General features: G+C 63.3%; 13 protein-coding genes. 2 read left to right on the top strand and 11 right to left on the bottom strand.

The window, feature by feature from the left end; translation table 11 throughout:
* Window positions 1–53 precede the first annotated feature (53 nt).
* A complete protein-coding gene (locus TK49_RS05495) occupies window positions 54–884 on the top strand; it encodes a class II glutamine amidotransferase (RefSeq protein WP_045785806.1) in 831 nt (276 codons plus the stop codon).
* Window positions 885–961: 77 nt separating this feature from the next.
* Here the strand turns inward: TK49_RS05495 and TK49_RS05490 are convergent, their stop codons facing one another.
* From TK49_RS05490 to TK49_RS05460, 7 genes are all read right to left on the bottom strand, one after another.
* Window positions 962–1,696 (bottom strand): amino acid ABC transporter ATP-binding protein, encoded by a 735-nt coding sequence (locus tag TK49_RS05490; protein ID WP_045785805.1) that lies wholly within the window; start codon window positions 1,694–1,696, stop codon window positions 962–964.
* Window positions 1,693–2,376 (bottom strand): glutamate/aspartate ABC transporter permease GltK, encoded by a 684-nt coding sequence (gene gltK / locus TK49_RS05485; protein WP_045785804.1) that lies wholly within the window; start codon window positions 2,374–2,376, stop codon window positions 1,693–1,695. Before gltK ends, TK49_RS05490 begins: the two co-directional genes overlap by 4 nt.
* A 17-nt stretch (window positions 2,377–2,393) precedes the next feature.
* Entirely contained in the window at window positions 2,394–3,122 is a 729-nt protein-coding gene (locus TK49_RS05480) for an amino acid ABC transporter permease (protein WP_045787762.1), read from the bottom strand.
* 218 nt (window positions 3,123–3,340) lie between these two features.
* Window positions 3,341–4,237: a glutamate/aspartate ABC transporter substrate-binding protein gene (locus TK49_RS05475; protein ID WP_045785803.1), complete on the bottom strand. Its 897-nt coding sequence runs from the start codon at window positions 4,235–4,237 to the stop codon at window positions 3,341–3,343.
* 521 nt (window positions 4,238–4,758) lie between these two features.
* The gene (locus tag TK49_RS05470) at window positions 4,759–6,060 is read right to left on the bottom strand and encodes a Glu/Leu/Phe/Val family dehydrogenase (protein WP_045785802.1); all 1,302 of its coding nucleotides are present in this window, start codon (window positions 6,058–6,060) and stop codon (window positions 4,759–4,761) included.
* Window positions 6,061–6,224: 164 nt separating this feature from the next.
* Complete coding sequence (locus TK49_RS05465) at window positions 6,225–7,169, bottom strand: LysR substrate-binding domain-containing protein (RefSeq protein ID WP_045785801.1); 945 nt, start codon at window positions 7,167–7,169, stop codon at window positions 6,225–6,227.
* A gap of 21 nt (window positions 7,170–7,190) precedes the next feature.
* A complete protein-coding gene (locus TK49_RS05460) occupies window positions 7,191–9,029 on the bottom strand; it encodes an ABCB family ABC transporter ATP-binding protein/permease (RefSeq protein ID WP_045785800.1) in 1,839 nt (612 codons plus the stop codon).
* 84 nt (window positions 9,030–9,113) lie between these two features.
* Between TK49_RS05460 and TK49_RS05455 the strand changes: the two genes are divergently transcribed.
* A complete protein-coding gene (locus tag TK49_RS05455; RefSeq protein WP_045785799.1) occupies window positions 9,114–9,548 on the top strand; it encodes an acyl-CoA thioesterase in 435 nt (144 codons plus the stop codon).
* Between the two features lie 66 nt (window positions 9,549–9,614).
* Here the strand turns inward: TK49_RS05455 and TK49_RS05450 are convergent, their stop codons facing one another.
* The 4 genes from TK49_RS05450 to TK49_RS05435 form a co-directional block, all read right to left on the bottom strand.
* Window positions 9,615–10,379, bottom strand: a complete 765-nt coding sequence (locus TK49_RS05450; RefSeq protein ID WP_045785798.1) for an enoyl-CoA hydratase — start codon at window positions 10,377–10,379, stop codon at window positions 9,615–9,617.
* Window positions 10,380–10,405: 26 nt separating this feature from the next.
* Window positions 10,406–11,359 carry a DegV family protein gene (locus TK49_RS05445; protein ID WP_045785797.1) on the bottom strand — a complete coding sequence of 318 codons (954 nt, stop codon included), beginning with the start codon at window positions 11,357–11,359 and terminating at the stop codon, window positions 10,406–10,408.
* 212 nt (window positions 11,360–11,571) lie between these two features.
* The gene (locus tag TK49_RS05440; RefSeq protein WP_045785796.1) at window positions 11,572–12,771 is read right to left on the bottom strand and encodes an acetyl-CoA C-acyltransferase; all 1,200 of its coding nucleotides are present in this window, start codon (window positions 12,769–12,771) and stop codon (window positions 11,572–11,574) included.
* A 33-nt stretch (window positions 12,772–12,804) separates the two neighbouring features.
* Window positions 12,805–15,285 (bottom strand): 3-hydroxyacyl-CoA dehydrogenase/enoyl-CoA hydratase family protein, encoded by a 2,481-nt coding sequence (locus tag TK49_RS05435; RefSeq protein WP_045785795.1) that lies wholly within the window; start codon window positions 15,283–15,285, stop codon window positions 12,805–12,807.
* Window positions 15,286–15,317: the final 32 nt, after the last annotated feature.

Below are 15,317 nucleotides of genomic sequence, written 5' to 3'. Positions count from 1 at the left end.
CCCGTCGGCCGGCAGGATAATGGCTATTTTATTGCATCGACTTTTTCCCCACCATGTGCCAGCTGCTGGGCATGAACTGCGCCGAACCGACCGATGTGACGTTCTCGTTCACCGGGTTCGCCGCGCGCGGTGGCGTGACCGATCACCACGCCGATGGCTTCGGGGTCGCGTTCTTCGAAGACAAGGCGTGCCGCCTGTTCATCGACAATCAGTCGGCCGGCACCTCGCCGGTGGCGGAGCTGGTCAAGCGGTATCCGATCAAGTCGAAGAACGTCATCTCGCACATCCGCAAGGCCACGCAAGGGACGGTGCGGCTGGAAAACTGCCACCCGTTCATGCGCGAGCTCTGGGGCCGGCACTGGATCTTTGCGCATAACGGCGACTTGAAGAACTTCTCGCCGTTTCTGTCGGGCGTCTACCAGCCCGTGGGCGACACCGACAGCGAGCTCGCCTTCTGCTTTATCATGCAGGCGCTGCGCAAACGGTTTCCGGGTTCGCAGCCGCCGCTGAACGAGCTGTTCTACGCGCTGTCCGACGTCACCAAGGAAATCACCCGCTACGGCGTGTTCAACTTCCTGCTGTGCAATGGCCAGGCGCTGTTCGCGCATTGCTCGACGCGGCTGTACTACATCGTGCGGCAATGGCCGTTTTCGACGGCACACCTGATCGACGCCGACATGACGATCGATTTCGCCAAGTACACGACACCAGCCGATCGCGTGGCTGTGATCGCCACCGCGCCGCTCACCGACAACGAAGTCTGGACGCCGTTCGTGCCGGGCGAACTGCTGATGTTCGAATCGGGCCAGGCGACCATGGCGACCAAGGTGCCGATTCCGGAGGCAGTGCAGATCGCCAATGCCGCCAACACGGCCTGCACCTGACGCTGCATCGCCCATCAAAAAAGCCGCTCCGAGGTGGGATACACCCGGAGCGGCATTTTGTTGCCTCGCGCCTGTGCTTAGTGCGAGAGGATTTTCGACAGGAACTGCTTGGCGCGGTCCGAACGGTTCTCGATGTTGCCGAAAAACTCTTCCTTCTCGCAGTCTTCAACGATGCGGCCCTGATCCATGAAGATCACGCGGTTGGCGACCTTGCGGGCGAAACCCATTTCGTGGGTCACGCACATCATGGTCATGCCTTCCTTGGCGAGCTCCACCATCACGTCGAGCACTTCGTTGACCATTTCCGGGTCCAGCGCGGAGGTCGGTTCGTCGAACAGCATGCAGATCGGGTCCATCGAGAGCGCACGGGCAATCGCCACGCGCTGCTGCTGGCCACCCGAGAGCTGACCCGGGTACTTGGCGGCATGCGCCTTCAGGCCCACGCGGTCCAGGTACTTCAGGCCCTTGGCCATCGCTTCTTCCTTCGAGCGGCCCAGCACCTTCTGCTGCGCGATCGTGAGGTTCTCGGTGATCGACAGATGCGGGAACAGCTCGAAGTTCTGAAACACCATGCCCACGCGCGAACGCAGTTTCGGCAGGTTCGTGCCCTTGGCGCCCACGGATGTGCCATCGACGAGGATCTCGCCCTTCTGGAACGGCTCCAGCGCGTTGACGGTCTTGATGAGCGTGGACTTGCCCGAACCCGACGGGCCGCACACCACCACCACCTCGCTCTTCTTCACGCTGGTGGTGCAGTCGGTCAGCACCTGGAAGCTGCCGTACCACTTGGAAACGTTCTTGATCTCGATCATTGGGTCACCTTCTTCTGAAGCCGCTTCACCAGCACGGAGGCGCCGAAGCAGATCATGAAATAGACAAAGCCGGCAAACAGCAGCAGCTCGACGATACGGCCGTCGCGCTCGCCGATGTTGTATGCCTGCGTAAAGAAGTCCGACAGCGCGCTCACATACACCAGCGACGTATCCTGGAACAGGATGATGGCCTGCGTGAGCAGCAGCGGGATCATGTTGCGGAAGGCCTGCGGCAGGATCACCAGGCGCATGGCCTGGCCGTACGTCATGCCCATCGCATAGGCCGCGAACATCTGCCCGCGCGACACGCTCTGGATACCGGCGCGGATGATCTCGGAGTAGTACGCCGCCTCGAACAGCGCGAAGGCAACCAGCGCGGAGGTCATCCGCATGTCGGTGGCCGGCGACAGGTCGAAGATCTTCTGCAGGACCTGCGGCACGATCAGGAAGAACCACAGCAGCACCATCACCAGCGGGATGGAGCGGAAGAGGTTCACGTACGCCTGCCCGAACCACTGCAGCGGCTTGATGCCCGAGAGTCGCATCATGGCGAGCAGCGTGCCCCAGACGATGCCGACCAGGATGGCCGTGCCCGTGATCTCGAGCGAGAGGATCATCCCCTCGCCGAGCACACGCATGTTGTCGGCATTGATGGACGAGAAATCGAATTGATAAGCCATGGAAAGTCCTCGCCCTGTTACTTGCCGCCGATGAAGCCAGGCAGGCGGGTACGTGCTTCCACCCAGCGCATCAGGCCCATCACGGTCAGGTTGATCAGCATGTACATCAGCGTCACGGCGATGAACGATTCATACGGCTGCGCGGTGTAGTCGACCAGCTGGCGACCTTGCGCGGCCAGTTCGAGCAGGCCGATCGTCGATGCCACGGCCGAGTTCTTGAAGATGTTCAGGAACTCCGACGTGAGCGGCGGCACGATGATGCGGAACGACATCGGCAGCAGCACGAAGCGGTACGTCTGCGCCAGCGTGAACCCCATCGCCAGACCGGCGTTGCGCTGACCGCGCGGCAGCGAATTGATACCCGAGCGCACCTGCTCGCACACCCGCGCCGCGGTAAAGGTACCAAGGCACAGCATCGCGCACAGGAACATCGCGGTGGCGGGGTTCATCTGCTTGATGTAGTCGCCGCCCGGCACCAGTTCCGGCACGACGAAGTACCAGATGAACAGCTGCACGATCAGCGGGATGTTGCGGAACAGTTCGACGTAGGCCGTGGCGAAGCCCGACAGCCACTTGTTCGGCACGGTGCGCAGCACGCCCAGCACGGAGCCGAGCACGAGCGCGATGATCCAGGAAGAAAGACCGAGCAGCAGCGTGGTCTTCAACCCCGCGAGCAGCCAGTCGAGATAGGTCTGATTCTGGGCGGCTTCGGTAAAGAAGACGCCCCAGTTCCAGTGGTAATTCATGGTGGTTCCCTCTGCGCCTGCCCCCTCCTGCTGCGCGTCCTGATCTTGGCTCGCGATGCTGCCGTGCGCGTTGCACGGCTGCGCTTCCCAGGCCAACTCCGGGCCAATCGCTGCGGACGGGAACAGACTCCTAAAAAGAAACGGAAGGGAGAAGACCTGTTAACCGGCCTTTGCCTTCCGTTTCGATGACGCTGATTCAGGCCCGTTGAGGGAGCCGATCAGTCAAGAGCCTTGTCGTTCGGGTTCTTGATGAGCGCCTTCATGTCGTCGGACAGCGGGAAGTCCAGGTTCAGGCCCTTGGGCGGAACCGGCTGCTCGAACCACTTCTTGTACAGCGCTGCGATCTCGCCGTCCTTCATCATGCCGGCGATGGTCTTGTCGGCCAGAGTCTTGAACGGCTTGTCGTCCTTGCGGACCATGCAGCCGTAGGCCTCACGCGATTGCGGCTTGCCGACCACCACCCAATCAGACGGGTTCTTGGCCTTGGCGCGCTCGCCGTACAGCAGCGCATCGTCCATCATGAACGCGACGGCGCGGCCCGATTCCAGCGTCAGGAACGACTGGCCGTGGTCCTTCGTGCTGATGATGTTCATGCCCAGCTTCTGGTCATCGTTCATCTTGCGCAGCAGGCGCTCGGACGTCGTGCCGGCGGTCGTCACCACGTTCTTGCCCTTCAGGTCGGCCCAGTCCTTGATGCCCGAATCCTTCTTCACCATGATGCGGGTGCCGATGACGAAGATGGAGTTCGTGAACGAAGCCTGCTTCTGGCGCTCGAGGTTGTTCGTGGTCGAACCGCACTCGATGTCGATCGTGCCGTTCTGCAGCAGCGTGATGCGGTTCTGCGAGGTGATCGGGATTTCCTTGACCTCAAGCTTGGGCAGCTTGAGCTGTTCTTTCACGGCCTCGACGATCTTCTGGTTGATGTCGTACGAATAACCGATCGTGCGAACACCGCCCACGTTGTAGCTGAACGGGATCGACGAATCGCGCACGCCCAGCGTGATGGTGCCGGTGTCTTTGATCTTCTTCAGCGTACCAGTCAGCTCTTCTGCGTGAGCTGCGCTGCTCAACACACCAACGGCTGCAAGCACGGTTGCCAGCTTGGCGAGGTTCATGAAAGTCTCCTTTTGACCATGAAAGAGAAAGACGGGACTGTACCAAAAAACGTTTGGCGACAGTATTGGTGTTGCCACTAAATCGTTGAATCGAACGGATTTTTTCCTCTGATGCAGCGTCTGCCGCAAGCCGCCATTCTGGACAACCGCACACCTTACGTTGTGCTTTTCCAGAAAACCGGAAAACGCGCACGTCGCGATTGACGCCAACCCGCTTTCACCATCGGCGCGCCGGCGCGATAGCTTGAGCGAGATGCTGCGACGAAAAAAACAGGGGAAATAACGCCTGCCCGATGTGCGCTCTCTGTCGCTTACACGAACCCGACTTGAGAATGGAGGGACGACGGTACCGTGGATATGGCCGCCCCTCTCATGGTGCGGTGCCCTGGAACGTTATGGTTCGCTCATGAACACCGGCTTTCTTCAACCGTCGCGCATGGCCGCCTGATCGGCGGCGACGCGAGAGACCGGAGCAGCGCCCTGTTGGAGCACCGCGCCGGAATTGACCGACGCGTCGCCGATCAGGGGTACAGACCGCGCTCTTGGCGGGCCTGCAGAATCCGCGTACAGGCGATGATGAACGCCGCCGTACGCAGGGTTACCTTGTTGTCCTGGGCCACCTGCCAGATGGCGCGGAACGCGTCTTGCATGATCCGTACCAGGCGCTGGTTGATCTCATCTTCGGTCCAGAAGAAGCTCGAGAAATCCTGCACCCACTCGAAATAGCTGACCGTCACGCCGCCCGCGTTGGCAATCACGTCGGGGCAGACCAGGATGTTGCGCTCGCGCAGGATGTCGTCGGCCTCGGGCGTCGTCGGGCCGTTTGCACCTTCAACGACAATCTTTGCCTTGATATGGGGCGCGTTCTTCGCCGTGATCTGGCCTTCCAGCGCTGCCGGGATCAGGAACTCGCAGTCCAGCGCCCAGAAGTCGTCGGCGGAGACCGTCTCTGCGGCAAAGCCGGCAACGCTGCCGTTGTGGTCGACGTGCTTGATCAGCGCGTCGACATCCAGGCCGCTGCCGTTGAACACGATGCCCTTGTGGTCCTGCACGGCGATGACCTTCGCGCCGGCGTCATGGAACAGCTTGGCGGCCACGCTGCCCACGTTGCCGAAGCCCTGCACCACCACGCGCGCACCCTTGACGTCGATGCCCAGGTTACGTGCGGCTTCGCTGCCGACCACGAACACGCCGCGGCCGGTGGCCTCGCGGCGACCGAGGCTGCCGCCCAGTGCGATCGGCTTGCCGGTCACCACGCCCGTGGCGGTCGCGCCTTCGTTCATCGAATACGTGTCCATCATCCACGCCATGATCTGCGCGTTGGTGTTCACGTCCGGAGCCGGAATGTCCTTGTTCGGGCCGATGATGATGCCGATCTCGCTCGTGTAGCGGCGGGTCAGGCGTTCGAGTTCACCGGAAGACAGCTTGCGCGGATCGACACGGATGCCGCCCTTCGCACCGCCATACGGCACGTTCACGGCCGCGTTCTTCACCGACATCCAGGCCGACAGCGCCATCACTTCCGACAGCGTCACGTCCTGGTGGAAACGCACGCCGCCCTTGCCCGGGCCGCGCGACGTGTTGTGCTGCACACGATAGCCCTCGAAGTGGGCGATGCGGCCGTCGTCCATCTGGATGGGCACGTCGACGATCAGCGCGCGCTTGGGGCGCTTGAGCGTTTCAACCCAGCGTGCGAGCGAGCCGAGATAGGGGGTGACCCGATCGACCTGCTGCAGGTAGATGCCCCACGGGCCGAGGTTGTCGGCCGGCAGATAGGACGGAATGGCGTGTTGGAGTGTCGACGGAGATGCGACATTGGACATGGTTGTCTTCCTCTTTTGAACCTCGGTAAGGCCCCTGGTTTGGGAACATGCTGTCCCAGAAAATGCTCGCCAGCTTAGGGATGCCCCACATCGAAATCCAATGCCGTTTTTACATCGGGTTATGCATTTGGCGCATAACCTGCGCTTGTGTTCGATGACCCCGTTCAACCCGCCAGCGCGCCCCACAGCGTGTCGATCAGCTCGCGCTTGCGCTTGGATTGCGGATGCCGGCGGTCGTGCGCACCGTTCTGCGGATGCTCGCGATAGAGCCGGATTTCCATTTCGATCGACAACGTGCCGCCGCCCTTGCCTTCTGCCCGCACCAGGCGGCCCGCAGCCACTTCGTCGCGCACCGCGCTCTCGGGCAGAAAGGCCACACCGTGGCCCGCCAGCGCCATCACCTTCAACGCTTCGGCCATGTCGGTTTCGTAGCACTTGTCGAGCAGCGGCGCGACTGGCGAGTTTTCCAGCAGCACATCGACCATGCGGCCCAGGAAGGCATTGGGCGTATAGCTAAGATAGGCGATCGGCTTGCGCGCGGCGGGCGCCAGTCGATAAATCGGACGACCGTTCGCATCGGGCTTGGAGAACGGCGACAGCCGCTCCGTGCCGAGCACCAGCATGTCATAGCGCGTCGGATCGAGCTGGATCATCTGCCGGGCGTGGTGATAGACCATGACGAGATCGCAGCCGCCTTCCACCAGCGTCATCACCGCATCATGCACGTTCAGCGCGCGCAGCCGGCATTGCAGCTTGCCGACCTTCTCCTCCACCTGCGCGAGCCAGCCCGGAAAGAACGTGAGCGACAGCGTATGCGGCACCGCAAAATCGATCGTCGAGGCGCTGGCCGGACGCTGTCCGCGCATCAGCGCACGCGTTTCGCTGACCTGCGCCAGCATCGCCAGGGCCTGTTCATAGAAGACCTCGCCGGCGGTGGTCAGGCGCGTGGGATAGCTCGACCGGTCGATCAGTTCGTTGCCCAGCCACGCTTCGAGCGATTGAATGCGCCGCGAAAACGCTGGCTGCGTCACGTGCCGCAATTCGGCCGAGCGCGAAAAGCTGCGTGTCTCGGCCAGGCTGACGAAGTCTTCCAGCCATTTGAGTTCCATTGCGTTGCCTCCCCAACCTGCTCAGGCGTTCTCTGCGTCTTCGGTTTCTGCGGCCACGCGCTCGGGCTCGCGTGCCTGCATGCGCCACATCTGCGCATAGCGGCCCTCCGCACGCAGCAACTGCTCGTGCGTGCCGCGCTCGATGATGCGGCCGTGCTCCATCACCAGGATCTGGTGCGCGCTCACGATGGTCGAGAGCCGATGCGCGATCACCAGCGTGGTGTGGTTCTGCGCCAGGCGCATCAACTCATCCTGGATGGCGTGCTCCGTGCGCGAGTCCAGCGCCGAAGTGGCCTCATCAAAGACGAGGATCGGTGGGCGCTTGAGCAGCGTGCGGGCGATGGCCACCCGCTGCTTTTCTCCGCCGGAGAGCTTCAGGCCACGCTCCCCGACCTGCGTGTCATAGCCGTCGGGCAGCGATTCGACGAAGTGGTGGATCTGCGCCGCGCGGGCGGCCTCGATGACCTCTTCGCGCGTGGCGTCGGGCCGGCCATAGGCGATGTTGTAGTAGATGCTGTCATTGAAGAGCACCGTGTCCTGCGGAACGATGCCGATGGCCGCACGCACGCTGGCCTGCGTGACGTCGCGCACGTCCTGCCCGTCGATTTCGATGGCACCGGACTTGACGTCGTAGAAGCGGAACAGCAGGCGCGCGAGCGTCGATTTGCCCGAGCCGCTCTGGCCGACCACCGCAGTGGTCGTGCCGGCAGGGATGGTGAAATCGACGTCGAACAGGATCTGCCGGTTGGCCTCGTAGCCGAAATCGACATGCGCGAACCGCACCTGGCCGGCATGCACGGCCAGCGGCGGCGCATCGGGTTTGTCGGCCACTTCGCGGTTGGTATGCAGCAGGTGGAACATGCGGTCCATGTCGGCCACGGCCTGCTTGAGCTCGCGGTAGATCACGCCCAGGAAGTTGAGCGGAATGTAGATCTGCAGCATCAGCGTGTTGACCAGCACGAGGTCACCCAGCGTCATGTGCCCCGCCGCCACCCCTTGCGTGGCGCGATACAGGATCAGGATGAGCGCCACCGCCACGATGAACTGCTGGCCGAAATTCAGGATCGACAGCGAGTTCTGCGAACGGATGGCCGCGGCGCGGTACTTGAGCAGGTTCTCGTCGTAGCGGCGCGCTTCGTACTCTTCGTTGCCGAAGTACTTGACGGTCTCGAAGTTCAGCAGCGAATCGATCGCCTTCTGGTTGGCGCGCGAATCCAGCTCGTTCATCTTGCGACGGAAGTTCGTACGCCAGTTCGTCACGGTCACGGTAAAGGCGATGTACGCCACCAGCGCACAGAACGTGATGAACGCAAACCACGCGTCGTACTTCACGAAGAAGTACGTGATGACGAGCCCGACCTCCACCAGCGTCGGCAGGATGCTGTACAGCGAATACGAGATGAGCGACTGGATGCCCCGCGTACCGCGTTCGATGTCGCGGCTCATGCCGCCGGTCTGGCGCTCGAGGTGAAAGCGCAGTGACAGCGCATGCAGATGGCGGAACACCTGCAGTGCGAGCGTGCGCACCGAACTCTCCGTCACCTTGGAGAAGAGGATTTCGCGCAGCTCCGAAAACAGCGATGTCGACAGCCGCAGCAGCCCATACGCGACGATGGTGCCCACCGGCACGACCAGCAGCGCGCGCGGGTCCGATGGTGACACGTTCATCGAATCGATCAGCCGCTTCATGACCATCGGCACGCCCAGGTTGGCCACCTTGGCGGCAATCAGGAACGACAGCGCCAGCGCCACGCGCCATTTGTAGGCCCACAGATAGGGCAGGAGGCTCTTGATGGTACGCCAGTCGCCGCGTTGAGCCCCCGGCGGAGGCGGTTCGGAAGAGGCGGGAAAGCGACGCATGTGCGGTGCAATAAAATAGCGGATTGTGTATTCTCCCACCGATCACCCAGGCGTGCCCCGCGCCACCGGTGCCCGCCCGCCTCAATGCTGCCCTGCCTCATCATGTCCGATACCGCCGCCTCCGCTGAAGTCAAATTGCCCGCCGACAAGCAGCCTGCCGTGCGCGTGATGCCGATGCCCTCCGACGCCAACGTCCACGGCGACGTGTTCGGCGGCTGGATCATGTCGCAGGTCGACATTGCCGGGTCGATCCCGGCGGTGGTGCGCGCCAACGGCCGCGTCGCGACGGTGGCGGTCAATTCGTTCGTCTTCAAGCAGCCGGTCTACGTGGGCGACCTGGTGAGCTTCTACGCCAGTGTGGTCAAGACCGGCCGCACGTCGATCACCGTGGACGTGGAGGTCTATGCGCAGCGCATGGGCGCCAACGGCCGCCACGCCACCGTCAAGGTCACCGAAGCCACGCTGACCTACGTCGCCACCGACGAAAGCCGCAAGCCGCGACTGCTGCCGGAGCTTTGAGCCGGCTGCCCGCGGTCAGAAAAAAACCCGGCCTAGGCCGGGTTTTCTCTTGCGCGGGATCACCGCTCAGTTGAACTGTGAGAAGTCGGGCCGGCGCTTCTCGAAGAACGCCGTGAACGCCTCGCGCGCTTCGGGCGCACGCAGCATCTCGCCAAACTGCTTGCCTTCCAGCGACATCCGGGCCGCGATCTGTGGCATCGCGCCATCCTTCATCAGCCGCTTGGTGGCGCGCAGCGAGGCCGGCGGCAGCAGCGTCAGCTTGCGCGCCTGGGCGCGCACGAAGGCATCGAGTTCACCGACCGGCAGCACGCGGTTGACCAGCCCCAGCTCACGCGCCTCGTTTGCGTCGAACGGCTCGCCGAAGAGCAGCTTGTCCGCCGCACGGTGGTAACCGGCCAATTGCGGCAGCAGCAGGCTCGACGCGGCTTCCGGACACAGCCCGAGCTGCGCGAACGGCATCGACAGCTTGGCCGTCTCCGACGCATACACCAGGTCACAATGCAGCAGCATCGTCGTGCCTACACCCACCGCCGCGCCGCTCACCGAAGCGATCAGCGGCTTGGTCGCCGTGCTGATCGCCTTCAGGAACTGGTGCACGGGGGCGCTTTCGTCCTTGGGCGGATTCTTCATGAAGTCTTCGAGATCGTTGCCCGCCGTGAATACGCTCTCGTGGCCGGCCAGCACAATCACGCGGATGGCGGGATCGGTCTCGGCGGCCACCAGGGCATCGGCCAACGTTTGATACATCGCGGCCGTGATGGCGTTCTTGCGGTCCAGGCGGTCAAACGTAAGCGTCAGGACGCCGTCTGCGGTCTCGGTACGAATCGACATGAAAACTCCAGGTGAAGCCTGCGCGGCTAAACCGGCACAGGCGAATCAGATAGATAACCGACGGAGAACGCGTTGGCCCCCACGTTCAACGCCACGGTCAGGCTCATCGGCGCGAGCAGCACTTCCACGCCGTGGTCCTGTGCGGTTCGCATCAACGCCTGCACGGGCTCCATGCGGCGCACGGTGTCGAGCGAACCGGAATACGTGATCGCCACCACGGGCGTGGCCAGACGCTCCTCGGCGATCATGGTTTCGGTATGCGCAAGCAGGCGGCGAATGCCTTCCTCGGAGCCCCGCACCTTGGCGATGGCTTCCGTCTCGCCACGATGCATATGGATGAGCGGACGCACGTTGAACGCCGTGCCCATCATGTAGCGGCTCCAGGTGATGCTCTTCTCGCCCTTCTGCTTGGCGCGCGTGTACATGTACAGCAACTCGTCGGGGACGAGGTAGACGTGCGAGGCATCGCGCAGGCGGTTTTCGATCACGTGCACCACGTCGCGCACCTCCGCGCCTTCGCGCAGCATGCGGGCGGCCTCGTGCACCATCAGCGCCTGGCCGGGGCCAATGGCGCCGGTGTCCACCACCGTCAGCTCGAACAGGCCTGAGCGGCCGGCATCCTTGCGTGGCTTGAAGCTCTTGGCCGTGGTGCCCACCACCGCGCCGGTGGCGTGGCTGTAGAAATGGCTGCGCGAGCTGGCGATCGTCAGCAGCAACGCACGGTCGTGCTGCGTGACCACGTGCTTGAGCAGAAAGTCTTCGATCTCGCGTTCGAGCAGCGGAATCGATTCGGCGTAGTGGTCCTGCTTGTCGACAAGGTATTTGCGATAGAGCTGCGGCAGCGCGGCTTCATCGCGACGGTCTTCCACGAACAGCTCGCCCGCACGAATGCGGAACGGCACCACGCCCAACCCCAGTTGATCGATCATCGAGCGCGGCATGTCGCACGCCGCGTCCGTCAACACGATTGTGTTGCCCATCGCGCCCTCCTCTTGGTGCGCCGCCGCTGACGCGGCAGCGTGTCTCCTCTGTTGCGGAATCGTGGTTCCGCTTCTGTGGCGTGCCCTTGGCCGGGCCGCTCGCTTTGGCTCGCTGTGTGGTGTATTGCTGCGCGAGCCTGCGCAATCATGCGTTGTGAGACGGGCGATTTACAAGCAGGGGGAAGAACTTAATCCTTCCCCCTGACGTGGGGTCACATGCGTTCAAAAATACCGGCAGCGCCCATGCCGGTGCCGACACACATCGTCACCATGCCGTACTTCTGGTTGCGACGGCGCAGGCCGTGCACCACCGTGGCCGCACGAATGGCACCCGTGGCGCCCAGCGGGTGGCCCAGCGCGATCGCGCCGCCCAGCGGGTTGATCTTGCTGGTGTCCAGGCCCAGGTCCTGGATCACGGCCAGGGATTGCGCGGCAAACGCCTCGTTCAGTTCGATCCAGTCGATCTGATCCTGCGTCAGGCCACCGGCCTTCAGCGCGGCAGGAATCGCTTCCTTCGGACCAATCCCCATGATTTCCGGCGGCACACCGCGCACGGCAAACGACACAAAGCGCGCCAGCGGCACCAGGTTGAACTGCTTGAGGATCTTTTCCGACACCAGGATCAACGCGCCCGAACCGTCCGACGTCTGCGAGCTGTTGCCGGCGGTCACGCTACCCTTGTTGGCAAACACGGCGCGCAGCTTGGCCAGCCCTTCAATCGACGTATCGGCACGCGGGCCTTCATCCAGCGACAGCGTGCGCGTCTTGATGTCGACAGCGCCCGTGCCGAGGTCCGGGAACTTCTCAATGATCTCGATCGGGGTGATCTCGTCCTTGAATTCGCCGGCTTGCTGCGCAGCGAGCGCCTTCTGATGCGACGCCAGCGAGAAAGCATCCTGCGCCTCGCGCGAAATCTTCCACTGCTGGGCGACCTTCTCGGCGGTCAGGCCCATGCCGTAGGCGATGCCGACATTCTCGTCGCGCGTGAAGATGTCCGGCGACATCGACGGCGAGTTGCCCATCATCGGCACCATGCTCATCGATTCGACACCGGCGGCGATCATCACATCGGATTCGCCCACGCGGATGCGGTCGGCAGCCATTGCCACGGCGGTCAGGCCCGAGGCGCAGAAGCGGTTGACGGTGACGCCGCCCACGGTGTTGGGCAGGCCGGCCAGCAGCGCACCGATACGCGCCACGTTCAGGCCCTGCTGCGCTTCGGGAATCGCGCAGCCGACGATGGCGTCTTCGATCAGCGCCGGATCCAGGTTCGGCACCTGGGCGACAGCGCTCTTGAGGATGGTCGCCAGCAGGTCGTCCGGACGCAGGTTCTTGAGCGTGCCCTTCGGTGCCTTGCCGATCGGGGAACGCGTCGCGGCGACGATGTAGGCGTCTTGCAGTTGCTTGGTCATGATGAAACTCCTGTCTCTCTGTCGTCGCGGCAATCAGTTGCGCACCGGCTTGCCGGTCTGCAGCATGCCCATGATGCGTTCCTGGGTCTTGGAGCTGCCGAGCAGATCCACGAAGGCCTTGCGCTCCAGCGCCAGCAGCCATTCTTCGTCCACCAGCGCACCGGCTTCGACATCGCCGCCGCACACGGCTTCAGCAATGCGCGAGGCAATCGTGAAGTCGTGCTGCGAGATGAAACCGCCGTCACGCATGTTCACCAGCGACGCCTTGATCGTGGCGATGCCCGAACGGCCCGCCACCGGAATGCCCACCGGGCGCAGCGGTGCGCGGTAGCCCGAATCGGACAGCGCACGCACTTCGTTGCGTGCAACGTGCAGCAGCTCATGCACGTTGAAGACGATGGTGTCGGTGGGTTGCAGGTAGCCGATCTTCTGGGCGTCCAGCGCCGAAGACGACACCTTGGCCATGGCCGCCGCCTGGAAGCGGTTGGTCAGGAACTGCAGGATGTTCGTGCTGCCGGCTGCCTGCGCAGCCTTGGCTGCCGCCAGAGCCGCCTCCTTCAGGCCACCACCTGCCGGCACGAGGCCCACGCCCACCTCCACCAGGCCGATGTACGTTTCCAGCGCAGCCACACGCTTGGCCGAGTGCAGCAGCAGCTCGCATCCGCCGCCGAGCGCAATGCCCGACGCAGCCGAGACAACCGGCACGTTGGCGTACTTCACGCGCATCATGCCGTCCTGGAACTTCTTGACGAAGGGCTCGATGCCCTTGGCGCCGCCCATCATGAAGGCCGGCATGGCTTCTTCCAGGTTTGCACCGGCCGAGAACGGACCACCCGGTGCGCCCAGCTTGAGCGACGTCGGCTGCCACACCACCAGACCCTTGTAGCCAGCTTCCGCCAGATCAACCGCGCGCGTCAGACCGTCGATGACGCTCGGTCCGATCGTGTTCATCTTGCTCTTGAACGAGATGATCAGCACGTCGTCCTGACCGGCCGCGTCGTCCACCCAGATACGCACGGCGTCGTTCTCTTCGATCGTCTTGCCATACGTGAGCGGGTTCACCGCGGTCGCACCCTTGATCGGTGCACGGAACACCTGGCGGCCGTACACCGGCAGCGTGCTGCGTTGCAGGAACGTGCCCTGCTTGGCCGACCACGAACCCTGTGCCGAATGCACACCGCCGTTGTCTGCGACCGGACCGGAGAACACCCATTGCGGCAGCGGCGCATTCGAGAGCGCCTTGCCGGCTTCGATGTCTTCCTTCACCCACTCGGCCACCTGCTTCCAGCCGGCTTCTTGCCAGTCTTCGAACGGGCCGCTGTTCCAGCCGAAGCCCCAGCGGATCGCCAGATCGACTTCCGCTGCGGAATCCGCAATCTGCTCCAGGTACACGGCGATGTAATGGAACACGTCACGGAACACAGCCCACAGGAATTGCGCCTGCGGGTTGGTGGATTCGCGCAGCAGCTTCAGACGCTCGGCCGGCTCCTTCTTCAGGATGCGCACAACGATGTCGTCGGCCTTCTTGCCGCTCGGGCCGTACTGGCCGCTTTGCGGATCCAGCACCTTGATTTCCTTGCCTTCCTTCTTGTAGAAACCGGCGCCGGTCTTCTGGCCCAGGGCGCCCGCCTCCACCAGCTTGGCCAGCACGGGCGGCGTGGCGTAGACCGGTGCGAACGGATCGTCCTTCAGGTTGTCCTGCATCGTCTTGATGACGTGCGCCATCGTGTCGAGGCCCACCACGTCCGCCGTGCGGAACGTCGCCGACTTGGCGCGGCCCAGCTTCGAGCCCGTCAGGTCATCGACCACGTCAAACGGAATACCGTACTTGTCCGACTCGGCAAACACCGCCAGGATCGAGAAGATGCCGACGCGGTTGGCGATGAAGTTGGGGGTGTCCTTCGCGCGCACCACGCCCTTGCCGAGCGCGGAGGTGAGGAACGTTTCCAGCTTGTCGAGAATGTCGCCACGCGTGTGGGCAGTCGGGATCAGCTCGACCAGGTGCATGTAGCGCGGCGGGTTGAAGAAGTGCACGCCGCAGAAGCGCGACTTCAGCTCGGCGTCAAAACCCTCCGACAGTTCGGTGATCGACAGACCCGACGTGTTCGACGCGAAGATTGCGTGCGCAGCAATGTGCGGCGCGACCTTCTTGTACAGGTCGTGCTTCCAGTCCATGCGCTCGGCAATCGCTTCGATGACGAGGTCGCAGTCGCGCAGCTTCTCGATGTCGTCTTCGTAGTTCGCAGCCTGGATGAGGTTCGCGTCATCCTTGATGCCGAGCGGCGCCGGAGACAGCTTCTTCAGGTTTTCGATGGCCTTGAGCGCGATGCCGCTCTTCGGGCCTTCTTTGGCCGGAAGATCGAACAGCGTGACAGGGACCTTGGCATTGACCAGGTGCGCGGCAATCTGCGCACCCATCACGCCGGCGCCCAGCACGGCAACGCGCCGGACGAGGAAGTTGGAACGCTGGCCGGCCTGCGGCTGCGCGCTGGTGGGGAGTTCAGTGCGGGTCATGGTGTCCTCGCGGGAGGTGAGGAAGAGACGAG

The sequence above is a fragment of the Ralstonia mannitolilytica genome (assembly GCF_000954135.1).
GTDB lineage: Bacteria > Pseudomonadota > Gammaproteobacteria > Burkholderiales > Burkholderiaceae > Ralstonia > Ralstonia mannitolilytica.
This window is presented reverse-complemented; position numbering and strand designations above follow the sequence as displayed.

Excerpts from the sequence above, each read along its gene's own strand:
- TK49_RS05480 (WP_045787762.1), bottom strand. The coding sequence starts at position 3,122 with ATGAATTACCACTGGAACTGGGGCGTCTTCTTTACCGAAGCCGCCCAG.
- TK49_RS05475 (WP_045785803.1), bottom strand. The coding sequence starts at position 4,237 with ATGAACCTCGCCAAGCTGGCAACCGTGCTTGCAGCCGTTGGTGTGTTG.
- TK49_RS05450 (WP_045785798.1), bottom strand. The coding sequence starts at position 10,379 with ATGTCGATTCGTACCGAGACCGCAGACGGCGTCCTGACGCTTACGTTT.
- TK49_RS05495 (WP_045785806.1), top strand. The coding sequence starts at position 54 with ATGTGCCAGCTGCTGGGCATGAACTGCGCCGAACCGACCGATGTGACG.
- TK49_RS05460 (WP_045785800.1), bottom strand. The coding sequence starts at position 9,029 with ATGCGTCGCTTTCCCGCCTCTTCCGAACCGCCTCCGCCGGGGGCTCAA.
- TK49_RS05455 (WP_045785799.1), top strand. The coding sequence starts at position 9,114 with ATGCTGCCCTGCCTCATCATGTCCGATACCGCCGCCTCCGCTGAAGTC.
- TK49_RS05435 (WP_045785795.1), bottom strand. The coding sequence starts at position 15,285 with ATGACCCGCACTGAACTCCCCACCAGCGCGCAGCCGCAGGCCGGCCAG.
- TK49_RS05445 (WP_045785797.1), bottom strand. The coding sequence starts at position 11,359 with ATGGGCAACACAATCGTGTTGACGGACGCGGCGTGCGACATGCCGCGC.
- gltK (WP_045785804.1), bottom strand. The coding sequence starts at position 2,376 with ATGGCTTATCAATTCGATTTCTCGTCCATCAATGCCGACAACATGCGT.
- TK49_RS05465 (WP_045785801.1), bottom strand. The coding sequence starts at position 7,169 with ATGGAACTCAAATGGCTGGAAGACTTCGTCAGCCTGGCCGAGACACGC.
- TK49_RS05470 (WP_045785802.1), bottom strand. The coding sequence starts at position 6,060 with ATGTCCAATGTCGCATCTCCGTCGACACTCCAACACGCCATTCCGTCC.
- TK49_RS05490 (WP_045785805.1), bottom strand. The coding sequence starts at position 1,696 with ATGATCGAGATCAAGAACGTTTCCAAGTGGTACGGCAGCTTCCAGGTG.
- TK49_RS05440 (WP_045785796.1), bottom strand. The coding sequence starts at position 12,771 with ATGACCAAGCAACTGCAAGACGCCTACATCGTCGCCGCGACGCGTTCC.